General features: G+C 40.6%; 22 protein-coding genes and 1 pseudogene. 15 read left to right on the top strand and 8 right to left on the bottom strand.

What is annotated here, in order from left to right; genetic code table 11:
• Window positions 1-125: 125 nt before the first annotated feature.
• Window positions 126-1,253: an acyltransferase family protein gene (locus tag V7K79_RS10670; RefSeq protein WP_335047355.1), complete on the bottom strand. Its 1,128-nt coding sequence runs from the start codon at window positions 1,251-1,253 to the stop codon at window positions 126-128.
• A gap of 120 nt (window positions 1,254-1,373) precedes the next feature.
• On the opposite strand from V7K79_RS10670, the gene V7K79_RS10665 reads away from it, so the two are divergent.
• The 5 genes from V7K79_RS10665 to V7K79_RS10645 all read left to right on the top strand — a co-directional run bounded on the left by V7K79_RS10665 (window position 1,374) and on the right by V7K79_RS10645 (window position 5,283).
• Complete coding sequence (locus tag V7K79_RS10665) at window positions 1,374-1,538, top strand: hypothetical protein (RefSeq protein ID WP_335047354.1); 165 nt, start codon at window positions 1,374-1,376, stop codon at window positions 1,536-1,538.
• 141 nt (window positions 1,539-1,679) lie between these two features.
• A complete protein-coding gene (locus tag V7K79_RS10660) occupies window positions 1,680-2,468 on the top strand; it encodes a DUF4347 domain-containing protein (protein ID WP_335047352.1) in 789 nt (262 codons plus the stop codon).
• An 11-nt stretch (window positions 2,469-2,479) separates the two neighbouring features.
• Window positions 2,480-4,285, top strand: coding sequence for a Calx-beta domain-containing protein (locus V7K79_RS10655; protein WP_335047351.1), 1,806 nt, complete (start codon window positions 2,480-2,482; stop codon window positions 4,283-4,285).
• Window positions 4,286-4,666: 381 nt separating this feature from the next.
• Entirely contained in the window at window positions 4,667-5,131 is a 465-nt protein-coding gene (locus V7K79_RS10650) for a helix-turn-helix domain-containing protein (protein ID WP_335047349.1), read from the top strand.
• The gene (locus V7K79_RS10645) at window positions 5,128-5,283 is read left to right on the top strand and encodes a hypothetical protein (protein WP_335047347.1); all 156 of its coding nucleotides are present in this window, start codon (window positions 5,128-5,130) and stop codon (window positions 5,281-5,283) included. Before V7K79_RS10650 ends, V7K79_RS10645 begins: the two co-directional genes overlap by 4 nt.
• Window positions 5,284-5,340: 57 nt before the next feature.
• Here V7K79_RS10645 and gatA read toward each other — a convergent pair whose 3' ends face one another.
• Window positions 5,341-6,801: an Asp-tRNA(Asn)/Glu-tRNA(Gln) amidotransferase subunit GatA gene (gene gatA / locus V7K79_RS10640; protein WP_335047345.1), complete on the bottom strand. Its 1,461-nt coding sequence runs from the start codon at window positions 6,799-6,801 to the stop codon at window positions 5,341-5,343.
• Here gatA and V7K79_RS10635 point away from each other — a divergent pair.
• From V7K79_RS10635 to V7K79_RS10625, 3 genes are all read left to right on the top strand, one after another.
• Window positions 6,800-6,925: a hypothetical protein gene (locus V7K79_RS10635; RefSeq protein WP_335047343.1), complete on the top strand. Its 126-nt coding sequence runs from the start codon at window positions 6,800-6,802 to the stop codon at window positions 6,923-6,925. The genes gatA and V7K79_RS10635 overlap by 2 nt on opposite strands.
• A gap of 225 nt (window positions 6,926-7,150) precedes the next feature.
• The gene (locus tag V7K79_RS10630) at window positions 7,151-8,503 is read left to right on the top strand and encodes a helix-hairpin-helix domain-containing protein (protein WP_335047342.1); all 1,353 of its coding nucleotides are present in this window, start codon (window positions 7,151-7,153) and stop codon (window positions 8,501-8,503) included.
• A 202-nt stretch (window positions 8,504-8,705) separates the two neighbouring features.
• On the top strand, window positions 8,706-9,302 hold the full coding sequence (locus V7K79_RS10625; RefSeq protein ID WP_335047579.1) for a hypothetical protein: 597 nt from the start codon (window positions 8,706-8,708) through the stop codon (window positions 9,300-9,302).
• A 114-nt stretch (window positions 9,303-9,416) separates the two neighbouring features.
• Here the strand turns inward: V7K79_RS10625 and V7K79_RS10620 are convergent, their stop codons facing one another.
• The 5 genes from V7K79_RS10620 to V7K79_RS10600 form a co-directional block, all read right to left on the bottom strand.
• Entirely contained in the window at window positions 9,417-10,019 is a 603-nt protein-coding gene (locus V7K79_RS10620) for a cytochrome c oxidase subunit 3 (RefSeq protein WP_335047340.1), read from the bottom strand.
• 95 nt (window positions 10,020-10,114) lie between these two features.
• Complete coding sequence (ctaD, locus tag V7K79_RS10615; RefSeq protein WP_335047338.1) at window positions 10,115-11,776, bottom strand: cytochrome c oxidase subunit I; 1,662 nt, start codon at window positions 11,774-11,776, stop codon at window positions 10,115-10,117.
• A gap of 14 nt (window positions 11,777-11,790) precedes the next feature.
• Window positions 11,791-12,705, bottom strand: coding sequence for a cytochrome c oxidase subunit II (locus V7K79_RS10610; RefSeq protein WP_335047577.1), 915 nt, complete (start codon window positions 12,703-12,705; stop codon window positions 11,791-11,793).
• Window positions 12,706-12,793: 88 nt separating this feature from the next.
• Window positions 12,794-13,411 carry a DUF2231 domain-containing protein gene (locus V7K79_RS10605; protein ID WP_335047336.1) on the bottom strand — a complete coding sequence of 206 codons (618 nt, stop codon included), beginning with the start codon at window positions 13,409-13,411 and terminating at the stop codon, window positions 12,794-12,796.
• Window positions 13,408-13,908: a DUF2231 domain-containing protein gene (locus V7K79_RS10600; protein ID WP_335047335.1), complete on the bottom strand. Its 501-nt coding sequence runs from the start codon at window positions 13,906-13,908 to the stop codon at window positions 13,408-13,410. The genes V7K79_RS10605 and V7K79_RS10600 overlap by 4 nt, the downstream gene beginning before the upstream one ends.
• Between V7K79_RS10600 and V7K79_RS10595 the strand changes: the two genes are divergently transcribed.
• The 6 genes from V7K79_RS10595 to V7K79_RS10570 all read left to right on the top strand — a co-directional run bounded on the left by V7K79_RS10595 (window position 13,890) and on the right by V7K79_RS10570 (window position 20,389).
• Window positions 13,890-14,030: a hypothetical protein gene (locus V7K79_RS10595; protein WP_335047333.1), complete on the top strand. Its 141-nt coding sequence runs from the start codon at window positions 13,890-13,892 to the stop codon at window positions 14,028-14,030. The two genes, V7K79_RS10600 and V7K79_RS10595, sit on opposite strands and share 19 nt — an antisense overlap.
• 684 nt (window positions 14,031-14,714) lie before the next feature.
• Window positions 14,715-15,689 carry a metal ABC transporter substrate-binding protein gene (locus V7K79_RS10590; protein ID WP_335047331.1) on the top strand — a complete coding sequence of 325 codons (975 nt, stop codon included), beginning with the start codon at window positions 14,715-14,717 and terminating at the stop codon, window positions 15,687-15,689.
• Between the two features lie 150 nt (window positions 15,690-15,839).
• On the top strand, window positions 15,840-16,619 hold the full coding sequence (locus tag V7K79_RS10585) for a metal ABC transporter ATP-binding protein (RefSeq protein ID WP_335047329.1): 780 nt from the start codon (window positions 15,840-15,842) through the stop codon (window positions 16,617-16,619).
• Window positions 16,620-16,643: 24 nt separating this feature from the next.
• The gene (locus V7K79_RS10580; RefSeq protein ID WP_335047327.1) at window positions 16,644-17,507 is read left to right on the top strand and encodes a metal ABC transporter permease; all 864 of its coding nucleotides are present in this window, start codon (window positions 16,644-16,646) and stop codon (window positions 17,505-17,507) included.
• A gap of 64 nt (window positions 17,508-17,571) precedes the next feature.
• Window positions 17,572-18,144: a chemotaxis protein CheB gene (locus V7K79_RS10575; protein ID WP_335047325.1), complete on the top strand. Its 573-nt coding sequence runs from the start codon at window positions 17,572-17,574 to the stop codon at window positions 18,142-18,144.
• Between the two features lie 4 nt (window positions 18,145-18,148).
• Window positions 18,149-20,389, top strand: coding sequence for a hybrid sensor histidine kinase/response regulator (locus V7K79_RS10570; RefSeq protein WP_335047323.1), 2,241 nt, complete (start codon window positions 18,149-18,151; stop codon window positions 20,387-20,389).
• A gap of 83 nt (window positions 20,390-20,472) precedes the next feature.
• Here the strand turns inward: V7K79_RS10570 and V7K79_RS10565 are convergent, their stop codons facing one another.
• Window positions 20,473-20,844 carry a DUF2237 family protein gene (locus V7K79_RS10565; protein ID WP_335047321.1) on the bottom strand — a complete coding sequence of 124 codons (372 nt, stop codon included), beginning with the start codon at window positions 20,842-20,844 and terminating at the stop codon, window positions 20,473-20,475.
• Between the two features lie 1,080 nt (window positions 20,845-21,924).
• On the opposite strand from V7K79_RS10565, the pseudogene V7K79_RS10560 reads away from it, so the two are divergent.
• Window positions 21,925-22,166, top strand: a pseudogene (locus V7K79_RS10560) (photosystem II q(b) protein); the annotation flags it as partial.

The following is a 22,166-nucleotide window of genomic DNA, read 5'->3' as shown; positions in this document are numbered from 1 at the left end:
ATTAACGCGCCAATAATATTGATAAAGTTGCAATTGCCTTTGTTCCTGAAGTGTTACAAATCTATCACTTAACACCTGTTGTAACATTGAAAAAACGAAAACGTAAATAACAACAAAAATATTTTTTATACTTTCAAAAACCAGCGTTGCCGATACATCACAAAACCAACAGCCCACCACAACAATACGGTAACTAAGGCAAATAACAAAGAACCATTCAGCACTCCCGCCCAAGATGCGAAAAAATTCTGGTAAATCCAATTGTAGGTACTGGGAGCGTCTTTGCCAGTGCCAATAGTAGTTTTGACTAAAATTTTAATCAACAAAACTGATGCAACGAAAAGAGCGATCGCATTTAAGCCCATAATTTCAAAAGGTTTACTCCAGCGACGCATCAGCCGTACTTCGATAAGTTCATAACAAGCTGCTAGCAATAGTAACGCCCAACCTGTTGTAAATACTACATAAGAACTTGTCCACAGCTTTTTGTTAATCGGGAATGTCCACCCCCACGCCCAACCGATAATTAAGCAACCGACTCCAAATAATCCTAAACCGATACTTGTACGTGACTGTACAGGTTGAGTGCGTATCCATTGCCCAGTGAAGTAGCCAGCGAGGACGCTTACTATGGCGGGAATAGTACTGAAAAGTCCTTCTGGATCTCCCATAAAGTTGAAACCATCACCTTTATATAAATGTGCATTGGGAATAATCAGGCGGTCAACATAAGCACCGAAATTACCTTCTCGCGTCAAAACTCCCGCACCATATTCGGGCACTGCTACATACATCATCGTTAGCCAGTAGCCAATGAGTAGCACTGCTGCTAGTATCCATTGATGTTTGCGCGGAAGGTTGAGAACAGCTAGGGAAGCCAGCAGATAAGTAAGGCTGATACGCTGCAACACTCCCATAATTCGGATACTATTCAAATCAAAAGTCCAAATACCTTGATTCCAAAAGCCATTTAGTAGCAATCCCAAGGCAAAGAGAATAGCGGCGCGGCGCAATATCCGCCGGTAAATAGCCGAGGTTGGTTTATTGCCTTCGGTGTATTTTGACAGCGAGAAAGTCATTGCTACACCGATAATGAAGAGAAAGAAGGGAAATACCAAGTCCGTTGGCGTGCAGCCGTGCCAATCGGCGTGGGCTAAGGGAGGATATACATTATCTGCGACACCCGCCATATTGACGAGAATCATTCCCGCAATGGTAATGCCACGAAAAACATCCAGTGAAGTCAGGCGCATAGACGAAATCTTGTATTAGATGAGTATCTAAGTTACCCCGGTTGATGAAGGTAATCAAGCAATATTTATCGGTCTACTTGCTAAATATAGTTTTTCATCAAAGTTCCTGCCCATACTATCTTGTACAAATTAGAAGTACGCGATCGCACCCAAGCTACAGTTTTAGATATCGAAAAAGGATTGGTAGTACCAGAACTGTTAATAAAGCTAGATATACTCAAATTTCAGTCAATCTATTGCTATTTAAGTGTAAATGCAGTTGTCTTGTTACTTAACTTAGTATAAATTGCTATATACCAAAGCTGTGATTAAAACACAGCTAACTTTATTCAAGGCATACTTGCTTATATAAGAACTAAAAATATTGTGATTTTGTCTCATTATATCAAAGGTTTAATTACCAATTTAATTTGGGAATGAAAGCGAATGCATAGTCATTCACTTTCTATTTTGTTATGCGTGAAAAATATTACCAAGTTAATTAAAGCTAAAAAATTATATTTAAGGACAATTCTGATAAGTTTACCAAAAAATAATCACTCTAAAACTATAAATCAGTTTACTAATAAATTACTAGAAGCAAGCACAAATATTGTTTTCATAGATCCAAAAGTTATAGATTACCAAAACTTGCTAACTGGTATCACACTTGGCAGTGAAGTTGTTATTCTTGATGCCAATAGAGACGGTTTAGCACAAATCACCGAGTTTCTAGCCAAACGTGAATTCAATTCAGTTCAATCAATTCACATTGTTTCCCACGGAAGTGTGGGGAGTTTGCAACTAGGGTCAATTAACTTCAACCTTAGCAACCTGGATAGCTACAAAAATCAGTTACAAAAGTGGGCAAGTGCTTTAACTGATAAAGCTGACATCCTACTTTATGGCTGTGATGTAGCCAGTGGTGAAGGCACAAAATTTGTGCAACAGATTAGCCGAATTACTGGAGCAGATGTTGCCGCTTCCAATAACAAAACTGGAAGTGCAGCTTTAGGTGGCAACTGGGATTTAGAAGTGAAAACAGGGGAAATAGAGGCTTCCCTGGCATTTAAACCGGAAGTAATACAAGCATACCAATCTATTTTGCCAGCTAGTTTTACTGGCATATACTCTCAAAACTTCAACACATTAGCTGCTTCGGGAACATCTATTGCTTGGACTAATGATTCAACTATTTCAGGCTGGAAACAGTTGTACTCAACTTTGGCACGCTAACAGGGGCGGATTTGGGGACAATAACCGAAACTACTCTAAATATTGCTGCTAATGATTCGATTCAATATGGAATTTCCACCGCCACCTCAAATTTGATTGAAGGTAATAGCGGTACTCAAGCTGTTACCTTCACGGTTACTCGCAGTGGTGGTATTGGCGTGGCTAGTACCGTAAATTATGCTTTTAACGGTGCGGCAGTTTTTGGTAGTGACTATAACAATATTCGAGTGACGGGTGGAGGAACTGCTGCATCTGGGACTTTAAGCTTCGCTGTTGGGGAAACTACAAAAACAATTACAGCTGATGTCTTGGGTGACAACACATTTGAACTCAATGAAGATATTACTGTTATCTTGAGTAACCCCAACCTGACAACTGCGCCAGCAAATTCCACAATTACTAACAGTTTGGCTACAGTAAACATCATCAACGATGATAGCCAACCAACTATCAGCGTTGATGATGTCTCAGTTATTGAAGGTAATACAGGCATAACAACTAACGCTAACTTTACTATCACTATCTTCAATGCCAGTTATCAGCAAGTTACTGTCAATTACAATACAAGTGATAGTACTGTTAACGTTACTGACTCTGATTACAATTCTACTCAGGGTACAATTACTTTCAATCCTGGCGAAACCACTAAAACCCTTAACATTGGTGTCATCGGTGATAACAAATTTGAAACTGACGAAACATTTTCTGTCAATCTTTTGAGTGTGACAAATGCAACCGTCGCAGATAATTTAGGAGTTGCTACCATCATCAATGATGACAACCAACCGACTATCAGCATCTCTGATGTCTCAGTTATTGAAGGCAATACAGGTACAACAACTAACGCTAACTTTACTATCACTCTCTCCAATGCCAGTTATCAGCCGATTACTATAAATTACAACACCAGTGATGGTACTGCTAATGTTGCTGAGTCTGATTACAATTCGGCTTTGGGGACGATTATTTTTAATCCTGGCGAAACTAGTAAAACCCTTAGTATTGGTGTCATCGGCGATAACAAATTTGAAAATGACGAGACATTTTCTGTCAATCTTTTGAGTGCAACAAATGCGGCGATCGCAGATAATTTAGGAGTTGCTACCATCATCAACGATGATAACCCAACAACTGTTAGTATCTCGGATGTCTCAATTGCTGAAGGTAACACAGGCACAACAACTAATGCTAACTTTATCGTCACTCTCTCTGCACCGAGTTTACAGCAGGTTACTGTAAATTACAAGACGAGTGATGGCACTGCTAAAGTTTCTGACTCTGATTATAACCCTGCTTCCGGGACGATCGTTTTCAATCCTGGTGAAACCAGCAAAACTCTTGGTATTGGTGTCATAGGTGATAACAAAGCTGAAACGAACGAGACATTTTCTGTTAATCTCTTCAGTGCTACAAACACCACAATTACTGATAGCCTGGGAGTAGCTACTATCATAAATGATGACCAACCTCCAGCCATTAGTATTGCAGATGTATCAGTCAAAGAAGGCACAACAGGTATGATAACTAATGCTAAGTTTGTCGTCACTCTCTCTAATGACTTTTATCAACCGATAGTCGTAAATTATAGTACGAGTGATGGTACTGCTAAAGAATCTGACTCTGATTACAATTTCGGTTTCGCGACAATTGTTTTCAAGCCTGGCGATATCAGCAAAGATATTAGTATTGGCGTCAGAGGTGATAATAAAGTTGAACCCAATGAAACATTTTTGTCAATATCTACGGTGCAGCAAATGCCATATTTAATAATAACCAAGGAGTTGGCACAATCAAGAATGATGACTAATTGTGATTAAGCACAACATTAGCGATCGCTGCAATTATCCCAGCCCAGAATAGCCGCTAGAAAAATACTTATATTATTAAGTTGCAAGTTGTTAATTTTGGCGTCCAGGTTTTCAAGCTTAAAGTATTAATAATTACAAAAGCTATAGCAGGAGGCAGAAGGCAGAAGGCAGGAGGTAGAACTATTACTATTCCTAGCATTCATCTTTTAAAAATGTCCTAACCTATGTGACTACAGCTATATATTTATTTAGAGTGAGACTAGCATTTTAAAATTTAGATTAGGATATTATCAAAGAAATTTATCCGAAAATCAAATATTCGGTAAATTTACGTATGCGGTTTTAAGTCTTCTCAATGAATAGTAGAATTAGCCCATACAGGAGAAGACTGTGACGCTCTTAAATGAAGCTCAAGTAAAGCAACTAAAGGAAATAACCACACGCTTGCGACAAGTAAGACAAGAAAAATCTATCCGCATAGAAGAAATAGCCTCTCAGACAATGCTTCGAGTAGGTATTTTACAAGCTTTAGAAGAAGATCGATTTGAAGAATTGCCTGAACCAATTTTTCTGCAAGGATTTATCCGTCGTTATGGAGATGCTTTGGGGCTGGATGGAAATGCTTTATCGTACAGCCTTGTAACTAATGTTGTCTGTCATGACTCCAAAAATGCTTATCAGAATTCAGACAACAAACAAAATACATATATACCTCTGATTCTGACCTATCTTTTATTATTGGTTGGTGCATCTGTTGGTCTTCTTCATATACTTAATCCCCAGCTAACAGCTAAATCCCTGACTCCAGAAGACAACAATCAACAGTCAATAGTCAGTAATCAGATTAACAAATGACCAAAAACATAGAGGAAGTGGAGAGACGCGACGCCAGTCGCTACAACGGGGAGCCACTGCGTTGGACGAGTAATGCCCAGCTTGTTCGTGCAGCGTCTCCCCTTGGGAGAAGCAAGTGGCATTGGAACCCCCGCAACGCGCTGGCTCATTAACCCTTGTCTGTACCGAGTAAAACAAAAGAATTAATAACCAATGACAAATGACAATTTTCAAGATATTTGCGGTTTACGCAGATGCCAAGTAGTAGATTGTTCATAAGCATAAGCTACCTGAAACAGTAGGTCTTCTCGCAGCACATTGCTAATTAGCTGTAATCCTATCGGTAGCCCTTGTTCGTCAAAACCACATGGCAAACTTAAACTAGGCAAACCAGCAAGATTTACAGGAATAGTCATCAAGTCATTTAAATACATACTCAAGGGGTCAGTAGTTTTTTCCCCTGCTTTGAATGCTGTAGTCGGAGATGTGGGACAAACTAAGACATCAACCGCGCCAAAAGCCTTTTCAAAGTCTTGCTTAATCAAGGTGCGGACTTTTTGCGCTTTTATGTAATAAGCGTCATAGTAGCCAGCCGAGAGGGCGTAAGTGCCAATCATAATCCGGCGTTTGACTTCTGTACCAAAACCAGCTGCACGGGTACGAGTGTACATTGATAGGAGATTATCTGCATCAGGAGCGCGATACCCATATTTAACGCCATCGTAACGAGCTAGATTTGCTGATGCTTCTGATGGGGCGATGATGTAGTAGGTGGGTAAGCCATAACGAAAGCGGGGACAAGAAATTATATGAATTTCCGCTCCTAGACTTTGTAATTGATCTACTGCTTTGGTAACAGCTTGTTCTACTACAGAGTCTAAACCTTCACCAAAAGTTTCTTTAATGATACCAATTTTTAGCTGACCTCTGGGTTTGAAGTTTGGTTTTAAGCTAGCAGCATAGTTGGGAATCGCAACCTTCAAGCTGGTAGAGTCTTTGGAATCATAACCTGCGATCGCACCTAATAATATTGCCGCATCTTCTACTGTGTTTCCAAATGGCCCAATTTGATCCAAAGATGAAGCGTAAGCCACCAAACCATAACGAGAAACCAAACCATAAGTCGGTTTCATTCCCACCACACCGCAGAAAGATGCAGGTTGCCGAATCGAACCGCCAGTATCAGAACCAAGAGCAACTACACATTCTTGGGCCGCCACCGCCGCCGCAGAACCTCCCGAAGAACCACCTGGAACTCGTGACAAATCCCAAGGATTAGCTGTGACTTGATAGGCAGAGTTTTCTGTAGAACTACCCATTGCAAACTCATCCAAGTTGGTTTTGCCTACCATTACTGCCCCAGCATCTGCCAGTTTTTGCGTCGCTGTTGATTCATAAGGCGGCACGAAATTTTCCAAAATCCGGGAGGCGCAGGTGGTAGGAATTCCCTTGGTACACATATTGTCCTTAATACCCACAGGAATACCCGCTAGCAGCCCAATTTCTTCTCCTGCGGCAATTTTGGCATCCACAGCACCTGCCTGCTCTAATGCCTGATTTGCCGTCACGCATAAAAAGCTGTGCAATTTTGGCTCTAACGCTTGAATGCGCTCTAAAGCTTCTTGAGTAATTTCAACGGCAGAACGTTCTTTTTTAACTAGCTGTTGGTGCAACTCGCGGATGGATGCCATGATTACTCTCTTTGTGACTCAAATCATTGATTCTAGTACATATTGGCCAAAATTGGGTATTGGTTATTGGGCTTTGGGCATGGCTTATTCTTCTGTACTTGTCATTCCTCATTTATCTGACTAAGCGGATTAATATGTATTGAAATGTGTTTAATATACTTTTTAAAACAGCAAATACATGGCTATCAACCTTCTATTGAATAGTTTGTCAAAGTTTTCATATATATTGACTACTTTTGTGTAAGAGTATAGCAGTGTTTTCTAATGATATAATTTTGTATTACGCCTTATTAATACTACAAATCTCATAATTTTATCAATTCCACAAAATTTTTCGAGGTAAGGTAGGATGATAAAAATAGCCACACGGAAATATTTAGGCAAACAAAATGTTTATGACATTGGGGTTGCTCGTGACCATAATTTTGCAATCAAAAATGGCTTAATAGCTGCTAATTGTTTCAATAAATCCCATTCAACAGCCTATGGTTATGTAACTTATCAAACAGCATATTTAAAAGCTAATTACCCATTGGAATATATGGCGGCACTGTTAACAGCTAACAGTGGTGATACCGATAAAGTACAGAGATATATTACTAACTGTACAAATATGGGTATTTCCATAGATCCGCCAGATATTAATCGTTCTAATGTTGATTTTACGCCAACCGCAGGTAAGATTCTGTTTGGATTTTCGGCAGTGCGTAACGTGGGACAAAATGCGATCGCTTCTATTTTGGAGGCAAGAAATGAGACAGGAGAGTTTAAATCACTTGCTGATTTTTGCGATCGCGTGGATTTACGTGCTGTTAACCGCCGAACCCTAGAGTCGTTAATCTACTGTGGAGCCTTTGACAAAATTGAATCCAACCGCCAACAGTTAATTAACGACTCAGAATTAGTGTATGATTGGGCACAATCTCGCGCTAAAGATAGAGCCACTGGTCAAGGGAATCTATTTGATTTATTGGGCGACGGCTTTTCTTCGACTCAGAATAAAAGAGCAAGTAATGCCTTTGAAACTGCTCCAAAAGCTAAACCTGTGACGGATTTACCCCCACAGAAAAAGTTGCAAATGGAGAAAGAATTACTAGGTTTTTATGTATCAGATCATCCCCTGAAATCCTTACGACAAATAGCACCATTTTTGACACCAATTAACCTTTCGCAGCTGGGAGAACAAAGAGAAGATACAAGGCTTTGTGCAGTTGTGATGTTAAATAACGTCAAAAAAGTGGTGACAAAAAAAGGCGATCAGATGGCAATCTTGCAAATAGAAGACCTAACTACACAATTAGAAGCTGTAGTTTTTCCGAAAACTTATGAACGTATTAGTTCCCTACTCCAAGTTGATACGAGATTGATTATTTGGGGAAAAGTAGACCGACGTGACGAGCAAACTCAATTTATTCTTGAAGATGCAGAACCAGTGGAAACAGTACAAATGGTAATGGTGGAATTAAATCCCCAACAAGCAGGTAATATGGAAGATTTACATCGCTTGAAAACAATTTTACAAGACCATTCAGTAGACAAAGAAAAGGCAAAAATGCCAGTGATTGGAATTATCAAAACTGAAACTTCTCGTAAACTTGTTCGCTTAGGTTGGCAATTTTGTGTACAAGATTCTCGAATAACTGTTCAAGCTTTGCAAAACGCTAGTTTTCCTGCTCATATAAAATCCCTGACTGGTAGCTGACGCCAGCAGTGAAAAATCCACCAATACTGAAAAGCAGCTTAAGTATTAGTTTTATTAAACTGTCAACAGTAAATTGCCTTAAGTATTCAGGATTTTAATCGTTTTTTTAGTTACTTACGCGGATGAGAATTTCCTTGAGGTAGTGGTATCTTTTTATGCTAACACCCTTAAGGCTGTGACCGGGGGAAGGAGTTAGAACTTGATGATCGTCAACGAGCTACATAGATTTGTTTCATACTGTAAAAAAATTCAACCCCAAACTCACGAGGACATTCAAAAATTTTTTGAAGGAGTGATATTATTTCCTTATGATAAGGAACTTCTATTGCAAGCTTATTTATTTCTGAATATTAAAGAATTGTTTCCCTCGTGCGCTGAATTGCTGTTATTTGAAAAGTCTCCAATTTCAGATTACACAGATTTAGGTAAGTGTGATTTTGTTTTCCTGACTTTTAAAGGTAGTCTGTTTTTAATTGAAACCAAGTTTATTGATACAGAAGCAACTGGAGCAACAGAACGAAAAAGAAGAAATAAGCATAGAAACAAGGTATTTGAGCAAGTTATTACTTTAAAAGGTCGATTTAGCGAATATTGGAATATGAGGCTAGATCAATTAGAGTGCGGGGTTTTTACCACCGATGCAGAAGTTGCTTGGCGAGGAAATGGTGTGAATGTCACATCTAAATCAATATCTATAGATAAGCTCGAACAATGGCGAAGAAGTTATCACAGTCGTGAAAAGTTTTTATCTCATCAAGATGGGTCAATATTTGAGGAAAGGTTGAATTTGAAAGGTTGAACTAAGACCCAAATGTAGTTATGACAGTGAATGGTGTATGGGGCATAAAAGTAATTAACAATGCCACATACACCAACCCAGATAATTTATCTGGGTTTTCCTTCCCATCAATCTTTACTGCCAAATATAGATTAGGACAAACAAAATAATCCAGATAACATCGACGAAGTGCCAAAACAATGAGGTTGCATTTACGCCGTAGTGACCTGTATCGTAATTGCCAGGTAGGAAAGAACGTACCAAAATTATCAACTGCAACAAAATACCTGTGAAAACGTGCAAACCGTGGAAGCCTGTAAGAAGATAGAATGTACTACCAAATACGCCGGAGGTGAAACCAAAGGTGAGGCCCTTCCATTCAATCGCCTGTCCAACTAAAAAGTAAGTTCCCATCGCCATTGTTGCCAACAGAAACAGGCGAAATTTCACTAAGTCATGGCGTTGAAGGGCGCGTTCTGCTAAGTAAATTACAAAGCTACTAGCAACAAGAATTACTGTATTGATTGCTGGTTCTTTTACTTCTAATCCAGAAACACCTGCTGGCAGCCAATTAGGTGTTGTTGTTTTATAGATGGCATATCCGGCGAAAAAACTCAAGAAAATGACGCTTTCTGACAGCAGGAAGACAATGAAGCCAAACATTTTATTGCCTTCTTCGTCGTGGCTGTGTTCTGCGCTTGTATGGTGCAATTCTTCGGAATTGATATAGCTGTCCATTTTGCTTTTTGAGGGGGAATTTTAAACGCAAAGTAACGCAAAGGGAAGCGCAGAGGTACGCGGAGGGTTTTTGCGTCTTCCCGATACGTTTGGGTTTATTCTGGGAGGTTGGCTGTCAAGGGTTCTGATTTGCCGTAGCCGTAGGGTTCGGAGATGATGATGGGAATTTCTTCAAAGTTTTCTACTGGGGGTGGTGAAGAAACTAACCACTCTAGTCCAATTGCCCGCCAAGGATTATCAGGTGCTTTCTCGCCTTGCATCCAAGAAATCACCATATTGAAAATGAAGGGTAAGGTGGACATTCCCAATAGAAATCCGCCGAGGCTAGCGATCACATTCCAGAATTGATACTCTGGGGCGTAGGAAGCAACTCGGCGTAACATCCCTTGCAATCCTAATGGGTGCATAGGCAAAAAGTTGAGATTGGTGCCGATGAATGCTAGCCAGAAGTGGATTTTACCCCAGCTTTCCGAATACATCCGCCCGGTCATTTTGGGGAACCAGTGATAGATGGCAGCATACAAGCCCATCGTCACAGTGCCGTAGAGAACGTAGTGGAAGTGTCCTACCACAAAGTAAGTGTTATTCACGTGGACATCCACAGGCACAGAGGAAAGCATAATGCCTGTGATACCTGCGAAGACAAACATGATCAATGCACCCAAAGCGAACAGCATCGGTGTATGTAGTCGCAGTTTACCGCCCCAAATCGTTGCCACCCAAGCGAATACTTTAATTCCTGTGGGGACAGATACACACATTGTTGTCAGCATGAAAATCAACCGCATCCAACCTGGTGTACCGCTGGTGTACATGTGGTGTACCCAAACGATAGCGCTGACTACGGCAATCAAGATCGATGAAACGGCAACTACTTTGTAACCAAATAGGGGTTTACGTGAATAAACTGGGAAGATTTCTGAGAAAATCGCAAAAACGGGCAAAATAATCACGTAAACGGCGGGGTGGGAGTAAAACCAGAAGTAATGCTGGAACATAACTGGATTCCCACCCTTAGCGGGGTCGAAAAAGCTCGTACCAGCAGTTAGGTCGAGTAGCAGCATTACCGCACCAGCTGTCAGTGCAGGTAGTCCGAATAGTTGGATAATCTGGGCACTAAATACTCCCCAGACAAACATCGGCATCCGAAAGAATCCCATTCCTGGGGCCCGCATCTTCACAATTGTGGTGACAAAGTTGACTGCCCCCATAATTGAGGATACGCCAGATATTGCTACTGCCAAGAGCCAGATAACTTGACCATTAATTAAGTTACCTGTGGGATTCTGGAGACTGACTGGCGGGTAAGACCACCAGCCGGCTTGGGCTGGGCCACCAGGAACAAAGAAGCTACCCATCATCAAAATCCCGACTACTGGCACCATCCAAAAGGCGACGGCATTCAGGCGGGGAAATGCCATATCTCGCGCCCCAATCATCAGGGGTACTAGATAGTTGGCAAAACCAACCAGTGAGGGAAATGTCCACAAAAACAGCATCACAGTGCCGTGCATGGTGAACATCCCGTTATAGACGGTGCGATCGACTAAATCTGATTCGGGTGTCATCAGTTCTCCCCGCATCACCATCGCAAAGATACCGCCGACGAGAAAGAAGAAGAATGAGGTAACGAGATACTGGATACCAATAACTTTATGATCGGTACTAAAGCTGAAGTATTCTTTCCAGTTACTTGGAGATTCGTGCTTGGGCTTCTCATTCGGGAGAAGGATGCCTTCAATAGGAATATTAGTCATCGATTACTTTCCTTTTAACCAGGAGAATTGACTAGAACAGATGCAGCAGGTGGAACTGTAACCCAACCAGTTTTGACTGATTGATTGGATCTTTGAGCATACTCAGAAGCTGCTTGATTCTTTGCTGGGGATGGCTTTTGGGTTGCAGCTTGGGCTAGCCACTGCTGATAATTTTCAGGAGATTCAACGATTACATTCGCTTGCATAGTGGCAAAGTATGTGCCGCTATATTGGGAATCAGTTAGTCGGTATTGTCCGGCAAGGATGGGAGTAAATTCAAAGTCGATCGCATGGTTAGGAATAATATCCTGCTTGAGGCGGAACGCAGGAATATAGAAGCCGTGCAAAACATCTTGTGATTTCAGTGCTAAACGTACTCGGCGATCGCTTGGTAAATGCAATTCGGTACTAGTAATATCTCTTTCTGGGTAGTGAAAAACCCACGCCCACTGTTTAGCTAGTACGTCAATTTTCTCAACAGGTTCTGCTAAAGCGTTAGCTGGTGCTGCATAAGCTGATTCCATTGCCAACGGATTATGCAGATGAACTAGTTCTGATGGGCCTTGAATTCCCATTTGTTCATAAACTTGGTAGCTGTAGCCTGCAATCCAAAATACCAAGAGAATTGGGATTGCTGTCCAGACAACTTCTAGGGTGACATTACCTTCAATCGGGGGGCCATCAGTAAAGTCATCTTTGACTGCCCGATGGAAGATTACAGAATACATCAGAGTACTTGTTACTCCCAAGAAGATGAAGGCACCAAGGGTTACTAAAAAGCTAATCAAATCATCAATGAGTTGGGATTCAGCTGCTGCTTGAGGAGGAAGCCAAAAGTAAGCCTGCTTGCCGATCCAGAGACTGGTAGAAGTCACTGCGATCGCCCCTGTAAGCAGCGTCAAAATATTTAAAACCTTCTGGATTTTCATCATTTATTGGGTATTGGGCATGGGACATTAGTCATTGGTCATTAGTCATTGGTTAGTAACTTTAAATAAATGACAATTGACTAATGACTCATTTGAGTGTTGTATTCAGGTCTTGACCTAATCGCAGCAAATTATCTGCTGTATTGTGTACGCCAAATTCCGTGGCTAGTTGCGCTCCTAGTGTGCCGTGGAGGTACATAATGAAGATGATTGCTATGCCTGCAAACAGATATATCCATTGCACTTCTCTATCTGTCTGTTTATATTCTTGTCTGCCCCAAACGAAGCGTTGCCATCCTCTCCAGACGGTCATGCCAACAATCAGCGCTAATAACAACACACCACCCACACCATGCCAAAGCATAGTTTCCATTGCTTGTAATCCCCAAGCACTCTTGGTATCAGCTGGTGGTGCTGCCAATAGCATTTCGTAAAAGCCTGCTCCGACTGTGAAAAATGTGATGATGCTGGCAGCTAACGTGTTGTACCAGCCAACATCAAATAAGTTGTCACGTTCGACAGTAATTGCCAAAAATTTGAAGACCCATTTTTCAAAGGGAAACAGAACACCAACGATATCAAAGGTCATGCCAATGATGAACAAACCTATTGTCAGATGGACTAAGTTGGGATGAATGGGAATTGTGTAAGGTAATCCGTTTGCGCCTAGAGAATCGGTTAATTGGTTAATTAATTCTGATTTCATCGCAACACACCATCCTTTATTGCTTCCACAACTGGCACGGTATGCAATCCATATACCCAAACAAGTTCATCACCGAGATATACTTGTAAACCAACTATCAGAGTTAAAATTAGTTTGGCTCCCAAATAATAAATCGATACTTTTTGCGGATTACGGGCACGAATGACATAGCGCCAAGCTGTAATTGCTGTGATAATTCCTGAAAGCGACCAACCAATTAGCGTATGCAAATTTAGTGTTGATTTCGCTAGGCTGTAAGGCTGTGCTAATCCTGCTTCAAATTGACCAAAAATAATCGCGACGAAGATGGTGATCGTGGCAACTAACATATTCCACCAACTCACCTCAAAAAGACCGGATTTACCAGTAAAATAGGCAATTACATCGCAGAAGAAGGAAAACAACACCATCGCAATTACGAAGTGGACAATGATGGGATGAACCGTATCTGGATAAGGCAAATTGTGGTCGTTCAAAGATGTCAAATACTCAAGCATCGTCTTCTCCTGGACATATCTACCGCACTTTGGTTTATAAATTTCAGATTTTGGATTGGCGATCGCGCAGTCTTAACGAGTGTCTTTTAGATTTATTCCGTCCCAGACAAGATATAAACTAGAAGACCTAATCAAAAATCTAAAATCGCTAGTCAAACTTCAATAATTGATGGACACTCACTAACATCACCACAAGTATCCATCCATAATTGACTGAATTCTGTTCAATATCTGCGCGGTGCAATACGCTTAATCATGTCTTAGCTTTTTGTAGCAAGATTTGGTTAAATTGCTTACATGAAATAATTTTGGTTTTGATTCATTTCCTTATGCCAATAGTCTGCAACAGCAATTCTTGATGTAGCCAAATCAAATCGCTGTCGTTTGTTGATTTGTTTAACCTATCTTTTAGCTTAAGTAAATTTTTATGAATTGTCAAAACAATTAAAAGTAATATTTTAAAAGTTAGTTATCTAACAAAAAAATGTTTTTATAATGTATTTATTTTGGCATTTATTTAACTTTAAAAAAACTCCAAATATAAATTTTATCTGTAAGGTTTTTCACAATAATTAAATATTTGTTTGTGATGTAAATAACAAAAATGTTTGAACTACCCAAAAAGCTCCTTAAAATAAAAAAGGAAAAAATCAAGTTAAGTCAGAACCCAGAAATACAGTTGATTGCAACACGTTCCCTTTTTCCTCCGATATTATTTTCATAATTTCTTCATTTTTACCTTACTTCTGCTAAAGTGAGAAGATTATGAAATTGGTATAATGAGATTTAATATCAATAACTTTCAGATGCAACGACCGCAGTATGGACAAAAATTGGCTATAGCGTCTGGGCTGCTATTGGGGCTATGTTTGGCTGGGTGTAGCCCGTCAACCTCTAATTCTCAACCACAGTTAAGTCCAAACTCAGCCACAACTACCACCACAAATCTAGATAAAAAAGGTAAAAAAGTAGTTCTTACCACCTTTACAGTCATTGCAGATATGGCGCAAAACGTGGCGGGAGACAAGGTGATTGTTGAATCCCTCACCAAAATAGGGGCGGAAATTCATGGTTACGAACCAACTCCTAGTGATTTAGTGAGGGCGCAAAAAGCAGACCTAATTTTGAATAATGGTCTGAATTTAGAGCGTTGGGCACAAAAATTGTATAACAGCGTCCCTAATGTACCTCATATTACTCTAACAGAGGGAATTAAGCCTGTAGAAATTACGGAGGATGCTTATAAAGGAAAACCTAATCCTCATGCTTGGATGTCACCACAAAACGCCTTGATTTATGTAGAGAATATTCGCAAGGCATTAGTTAATTTAGATTCAGCGAATGCAGAGACTTATAATACCAATGCCAAAGCATACAGTCAAAAAATTAAAGAAGTTGATGAGAAACTGCGAAAAAGCGTGTCGGTAGTTCCAGTAGACAAGCGCTACATGGTAAGCTGTGAAGGCGCTTTTTCATACCTCACCCGCGATTATGGCTTAAAAGAAGCTTATCTTTGGGCAGTCAATTCTGAACAGCAAGCTACTCCCAAACAGCTAGAAAAAGTCATTGATATAGTTAAAAAAAATAAAATACCTGTAGTTTTCTGTGAAAGTACAGTCAACGATGGAGCGCAACGTCAGGTAGCTAGAGAATCGGGAGCAAGGTTTGGTGGAGTATTTTACGTTGATTCCTTGTCTCCAGCAAATGGTCCTGCACCAACTTATCTCAAGTTGCTAGAAGGTAATATTAATACTCTAACTCAGGGATTAGAGGAAAAATGAGCAAATATGTAAGAATAAATTTAATTATTTAAAATTGCTTGTAGTAGAGACTTTAATCCTATTTTTTTTCTCTGGAAAACGTTACGTGTTTGCAAAAAAGGCTGGAGTTGCTCACTACAAAATAATGATTAATCTTAGAGGTGAGTTTTAGTGAAATCTATTAGTATTGATGTTGAAAACTTGACAGTTGCTTACCACGGCAAAGTTGCTTTACATGGTGCTTTTTTGCAAATTCCAGCAGGTTCAATTAGTGGTTTAGTAGGGATGAACGGTAGTGGTAAATCAACCCTATTTAAGGCAATCATGGGTTTTTTGAAGCCAGTTATAGGACGAGTTTTGATTAATGGCTTACCGATAAAAAGTGTACAGAAAAAAAGCTTGGTCGCTTATGTACCACAGTCGGAAGAGGTAGACTGGAATTTTCCAGTCAATGTGCATGATGTGGTGATGATGGGGCGCTACGGATACATGAATATATTACGAATACCATCGGCGAAAGATCGAAGTGTTGTGAGGGAGAGTTTGGAAAGAGTGCAAATGTGGTCAATGCGCGATCGCCAAATAGGAGAACTCTCTGGTGGACAGAAAAAACGTGCCTTTCTCGCCCGTGCTTTAGCACAAGAGGCAACAGTTTTGCTATTAGATGAACCTTTCACTGGGGTAGATATCAAAACAGAAAAAGCGATGATTGACTTATTGCTGGAATTGCGAGAAGAAGGTCACACAATTTTAATTTCTACCCATGATTTAGCCTCTATCACTACTTTCTGTGACCAAGTAGTACTTATCAATCGTACTATTTTAGCTTATGGTAATACATCCGAAGTTTTCACAGAAGAAAATCTATCACGCACTTTTGGCGGTTCTCTTGGAGATTTATCTTTTAACAAGACTCAGATAATCCGTGGAAATCAAAGTGAATTTGATTGATAACTAATTAATATTGTTAAAAATATGAATACTCTTGCATTCTTAGACTGGTTAACCACACCCCTACAGCATGAATTCATGGTGAAGGCAATTTGTGTAAGTGCCTTAGTTGGGGTAGTCTGTTCTGTTTTATCTTGTTTTATGACCCTCAAAGGTTGGGCATTAATGGGAGATGCTGTTTCCCATGCAGTAATGCCTGGGGTAGTAATTGCTTATGTTTTAAATATCCCTTTTGCAGTAGGCGCTTTTGTCTTTGGAGTGGGTTCAGTTATTGCGATCGGTTATATCAAAGCGAAGACGAGAATTAAGGAAGATACTGTCATCGGGCTTGTATTTACAGGATTTTTCGCTCTGGGTTTGGTACTAGTTTCCAAAACTCCAAGCAGCGTAGACTTAACGCACATTTTGTTTGGTAATGTTTTGGGTATTTCTAATGAAGACATTATCCAAACGATTATTATTAGCGTTATTACTTTGGTAACAATAGCTATTTTACGCAAAGACCTACTATTATTTTGTTTTGACCCGACTCATGCACGTTCCATCGGCTTGAATACAGGATCGCTGCACTATATTTTACTATCATTACTATCGCTTACCGCTGTCGCCGGACTTCAGACAGTGGGAATTATTCTGGTTGTAGCGATGTTAGTTACTCCAGGAGCAACGGCTTATTTATTAACAGACCGTTTCGACCACATGATACTAATTGCAATGGCATCGGGAGTATTTTCTAGTGTTATGGGGACTTACATCAGCTATCATATCGATGGTGCAACAGGGGGTTGTATAGTTGTGTTGCAAACCTTGTTGTTTGTCATAGCAATGATTTTTGCACCTAAACATGGGTTACTGGTAAGAGCAAAGAAGCAAGAAAACACTGACTAATTCAGGATGAAATAGCTTTTGCTATTTACGTAACCCCCATTCCACAGGTGTGAGGGCTAGATAAGTGTCGTTTAAAATTGTGGTAATTGGTACTTCTTTGGGCGGATTATCAGCATTGAAAATTGTCTTGGGGAATTTACCAGCAGACTTCCCTGTACCGATCGCGCTCGTGCAACACCGTCATAAAGAGTCTAGCAACACACTCCAGGATTTATTACAAGAATCCACTTTGTTGAAAATTCGCGAAGTGGAAGATAAAGAGGAAATACTACCGGGACATATATACATAGCTCCAGCAGATTATCACTTACTGGTTGAACCAGGTCACTTTGCTCTTTCGACTGATGAGCCTGTTTCTTATGCTAGACCATCTATTGATGTGCTCTTTGAGTCGGCAGCCGATGTCTATATAGAGGAAGTTATTGGTGTAATATTGACAGGAGCAAACCAAGATGGTAAGCAAGGTCTTAAGAAAATAAAAGCGCGGGGAGGAATTACTATTGTACAAGAACCTGCCACAGCTGAAAGCGACATTATGCCAGAGGCAGCAATTTCTGCTATTGAAGTAGACTGGATTTTGACACTCTCAAACATTGCTTCCCAGATGGTCAAGCTTTGTCAATCATCACCGAAATAAACCGATGCAGATGGAATCCCAAGTCAACATCCTCCTAGTAGATGATAAACTAGAAAATTTGCTGGCACTAGAAGCAATCCTAGAAAAACTAGGGGAGAATCTCGTGAGAGCTACTTCCGGGGAAGAAGCTTTGAGGTGTCTGCTGCATCAAGACTTTGCAGTGATTTTGCTGGATGTACAAATGCCAGGGATGGACGGTTTTGAAACTGCTACCTTAATTCGCAATCGGGGGCGATCGCGTCATACTCCAATTATCTTTCTCACCGCCTTTAGTACCAGCGACCAAATGCTGTTTAAAGGCTATGCCTTGGGTGCTGTTGATTATCTGCTCAAACCATTAGACCCTAATATCTTGACTTCCAAAGTCACAGTATTTGTAGAACTATTTAAGAAAACAGAAGCCATCAAGCAACAAACAGCGCAACTGGTAGCTGTGAATACCGAACTCAGGCAAAGTGAAGAACGATTCCGATCGCTAAGTACCTGCTCACCCGTCGGCATTTTTGAAACTGATACCGAAGGCAACTGTAAATATACTAATCCCCGCTATCAGGCCATTTGTGGCTTGAAAGTGTTAGAGAGTCTAGAAAAGAAATGGCTAGAATCTGTTCATCCAGAAGATAAAGAACGAGCGATCGCTAGTTGGTCTGCTTACATTTGTGAAGGTCGGGAATACTCAGAAGAATTTCGCTTTCAAGCTGCTCACGGTAACATTCATTGGGTTCAAGTTCGTTCATTACCGATGCTTTCCAGTCAAGGAGACTTGTTGGGTTATGTAGGCACTCTTGAAGATATTACCGAACGCAAGCAAGCAGAAGAAGTCCGCGCTCAAGTGATTCGCGAACAGACGGCAAGACAGGAAGCAGAAGCCGCGAATCGGATGAAAGATGAGTTTCTAGCTGTTCTCTCCCACGAACTCCGCACACCTCTAACCTCAATGCTTGGCTGGTCAAAAATCCTCCGCACCAAGAAACTTGACGAAAAAGCCACTTCCCGCGCCTTGGAGGCGATCGAACGCAACGCTATATCTCAGATGCAACTAATTGAGGATATTTTAGATGTATCCCGGATTATCCGTGGTCAGTTGCGATTAAACGTATCGGCAGTGAATCTAATCTCGGTGATGGAGGCAGCTTTTGAGGCAGTGCGTCCCCTAGCAGAGCCAAAAGATATTCAATTAAATACTGTGCTGGATACCTCGATCGGGTCAGTCTATGGCGATACCGCCCGTTTACAGCAAATTGTGTGGAATCTACTAACTAATGCAATAAAGTTTACCCCTAAAGGCGGTAGGGTAGAAGTCAGACTGTCAAAGCATTTTGGATTGCCGATTTCAGACTTTCCTGTGGAACGCTACGCGAACGGTGTGAGTGCTACTTCCACAAGCCTTAATATAACCCAGTCGAACAATTTTGGATTTGAATCTCATAATGAAAATTTAGACTCTTCAAACACTGAAGAAAGCAATAATCCAAAATCCGTTTTGGAAAATTCTGATTATCGGGAGTCGAGTCTTAAACTTTCCCCAAAATCTCAAAATTCAAAATCTCACTATGCCCAAATTCAAGTTATCGATACAGGCATTGGTATCAGTTCCGAGTTTTTACCCAAAGTATTTGAGCGTTTTCGGCAAGCAGACAGCACCACAACGCGATCGCACAATGGATTAGGACTAGGATTAGCGATCGTCCGTCATCTAGTAGAACTACACAAAGGCGCAATCTTAGCCGAAAGTTTAGGTACTGGGCAAGGAGCAACCTTTACTGTCAGACTACCACTCTTACAAGAGAATAGGGGAAATCCAGAAGCAATAGGAAAAATTTCCTCCTCTGTAGCATCTACGCCCCTTGCTGGATTAAAAGTTTTAGTTGTAGATGATCAAACAGATAGCCGTAACTTTCTCAATTTTATGTTTGAGGAATATGGGGCTTTTGCCACTGCGGTAGCATCAGTTAATGAAGCGCTAGTAGTACTGGAACAAGCAAAACCAGATATCCTGATTAGCGACATCAAGATGTCAGAGCAAGATGGTTATACATTAATTAGGAAACTGCGATCTTTAGAACCAGAAAAAGGTGGACGCATCCCCGCGATCGCTTTAACAGCATACACGCGAGAGGAAGACCGCTTGGAAGCGCTAAGAGCAGGGTTTCAGCAGCATTTATTTAAGCCAATTGACCCCAATAAGTTGATTTCTGCGGTTGTCGATGTATTAGAACTGCCTATTGAAGTTCCAGTGAGTTGATTTGGAGTAGGGAGCAGGGGAGAAATCAATTCAAAATTCAAAATTGAAGATTCAATGCCCCATGCCCCATGCTCCATGCCCAATTAAGATGAAGTTAGAGCGTGTTTTTTGAGTTCGTTTAGAGAAACCACTTCCAAAGCTCTAGCATGGGTTGCTGAAAGTATTACAGGTGGAGCAACGCCAGCTTCTAGGGCTTCTTGCCAGCGAGAAGCACACAAACACCAGCGATCGCCAGGCTTCAATCCAGGAAAATTAGAATCAGGAACAGCTGTGCTGAGGTCATTTCCCCGCGATTTGGTGAACTCTAAGAATTCTGATGTCACTTGGGCACATATAACGTGCGATCCGAAATCTTGACCACCCGTACGACAAGAACCGTCGCGGTAAAACCCAGTCATGGGAGAAGTACAGCAAACCTCTAGGTTTCCATCAATTACATTTTTAGCGTCTGTCATTGTTAATTCGTTGTACTTGATTTTTCCACTTAATATAAGCTTATATTTATTGTTAATTTCATGGTTGAATTAAAATTGTGATCGCTGATTAATTCCCAAAAGCAAGGAATTCTAAAATCACTTATATCAAAATCGCTAAAAATAAATTTTTCAGCAGAATATTTAAGAGCGATCGCTCTTAGTTTAAATAAAAACCCCTAGTAGTTAGCTAGGGGTAATGCAAGTCAGTACTTTTCGCATGGAATGTATCTTACTCCAATACCATAACAACGCTCTAATTTACAGATATGCCATTTTGCCAAACAAAAAGCCCTCAGTAGGAAGCTGAGGGTTAATTTTTTTAGAATAGCGGTAATGTACAAAGCTATTATTCCCAGATAAATAAGCAAATAACTAATTTGGCGTAATACAGGAGCCAGTCTTTACAAATCAAAGTGGCTTCTGACCATCAGAATTTCTTGTTACCTTTTCTACAAAAGGCTGTATCAACAGAGGGTTAACCCGTTAAGCAATCAATATATACAGCAGTTTGCAAATGAAGAAGAGGGGGAATGGGCAAAGGGAAAAGGGGAAAAGGAACCCCATACTTCAAAGCAGGGGTTTCAAGTATGGACGTTGATTTTTATCGTACTGCGTGTCGAAAAAATCTTCTTTTTTGCTCTCCATCTTTAAAAAGAGGGGCTTTATACCCGTAGGGAAAAGTTTTTAATTTTTTCCCTTTACCCCTTACCCTTTCCCCTTTTCCCCTTATCGGTAAATGAGGTACAAATGCAGGACTCATAAAAAGTTTCTACCTCCTGCCTAAAAACTCGTAGCTTTGTACTTCATGCAAAAGAAAACCACTGTATAAATCAGATACCGATTCTCAAGAGCCATATAACCTAGATATGTAATGCCATACATAAAAATAACTTTGGCCTATTCTTGCCTCGTTGTTTGGTTTTCAATAAGTAAAGCTGATAACTCGTATCAGCTTTACTCAAGTAAAAAAGCTTGATTAAAAATTGTAAAGCAGTGTAAAGTAATCTCATAGGTGAAAACAAAACCGCCTAATACATAAATAACCGCAATCATAAAACCATGACAGCAACCTTACAACGTCGCGAAAGCGCCAACGTATGGGATCGATTCTGCGAATGGATCACCAGCACCAATAACCGGATATACATCGGTTGGTTCGGCGTAGTAATGATCCCAACCTTACTATCGGCTACCGCTTGTTTCATAATCGCCTTCATCGCTGCACCTCCAGTAGACATTGATGGCATCCGCGAACCAGTAGCAGGTTCCTTGATTTACGGAAACAACATCATCTCCGGTGC

The organism is Nostoc sp., from assembly GCF_036917575.1.
In the GTDB taxonomy this organism is placed as follows: Bacteria; Cyanobacteriota; Cyanobacteriia; order Cyanobacteriales; family Nostocaceae; genus Nostoc.
This window is presented reverse-complemented; position numbering and strand designations above follow the sequence as displayed.

Excerpts from the sequence above, each read along its gene's own strand:
- V7K79_RS10670 (WP_335047355.1), bottom strand. The coding sequence starts at position 1,253 with ATGCGCCTGACTTCACTGGATGTTTTTCGTGGCATTACCATTGCGGGA.
- V7K79_RS10660 (WP_335047352.1), top strand. The coding sequence starts at position 1,680 with ATGCATAGTCATTCACTTTCTATTTTGTTATGCGTGAAAAATATTACC.
- V7K79_RS10645 (WP_335047347.1), top strand. The coding sequence starts at position 5,128 with ATGACCAAAAACATAGAGGAAGTGGAGAGACGCGACGCCAGTCGCTAC.
- V7K79_RS10635 (WP_335047343.1), top strand. The coding sequence starts at position 6,800 with ATGATTACTCTCTTTGTGACTCAAATCATTGATTCTAGTACATATTGG.
- gatA (WP_335047345.1), bottom strand. The coding sequence starts at position 6,801 with ATGGCATCCATCCGCGAGTTGCACCAACAGCTAGTTAAAAAAGAACGT.
- V7K79_RS10630 (WP_335047342.1), top strand. The coding sequence starts at position 7,151 with ATGATAAAAATAGCCACACGGAAATATTTAGGCAAACAAAATGTTTAT.
- V7K79_RS10625 (WP_335047579.1), top strand. The coding sequence starts at position 8,706 with ATGATCGTCAACGAGCTACATAGATTTGTTTCATACTGTAAAAAAATT.
- V7K79_RS10620 (WP_335047340.1), bottom strand. The coding sequence starts at position 10,019 with ATGGACAGCTATATCAATTCCGAAGAATTGCACCATACAAGCGCAGAA.
- ctaD (WP_335047338.1), bottom strand. The coding sequence starts at position 11,776 with ATGACTAATATTCCTATTGAAGGCATCCTTCTCCCGAATGAGAAGCCC.
- V7K79_RS10610 (WP_335047577.1), bottom strand. The coding sequence starts at position 12,705 with ATGAAAATCCAGAAGGTTTTAAATATTTTGACGCTGCTTACAGGGGCG.
- V7K79_RS10605 (WP_335047336.1), bottom strand. The coding sequence starts at position 13,411 with ATGAAATCAGAATTAATTAACCAATTAACCGATTCTCTAGGCGCAAAC.
- V7K79_RS10595 (WP_335047333.1), top strand. The coding sequence starts at position 13,890 with ATGTCAAATACTCAAGCATCGTCTTCTCCTGGACATATCTACCGCACT.
- V7K79_RS10600 (WP_335047335.1), bottom strand. The coding sequence starts at position 13,908 with ATGCTTGAGTATTTGACATCTTTGAACGACCACAATTTGCCTTATCCA.
- V7K79_RS10590 (WP_335047331.1), top strand. The coding sequence starts at position 14,715 with ATGCAACGACCGCAGTATGGACAAAAATTGGCTATAGCGTCTGGGCTG.
- V7K79_RS10580 (WP_335047327.1), top strand. The coding sequence starts at position 16,644 with ATGAATACTCTTGCATTCTTAGACTGGTTAACCACACCCCTACAGCAT.
- V7K79_RS10570 (WP_335047323.1), top strand. The coding sequence starts at position 18,149 with ATGCAGATGGAATCCCAAGTCAACATCCTCCTAGTAGATGATAAACTA.
- V7K79_RS10565 (WP_335047321.1), bottom strand. The coding sequence starts at position 20,844 with ATGACAGACGCTAAAAATGTAATTGATGGAAACCTAGAGGTTTGCTGT.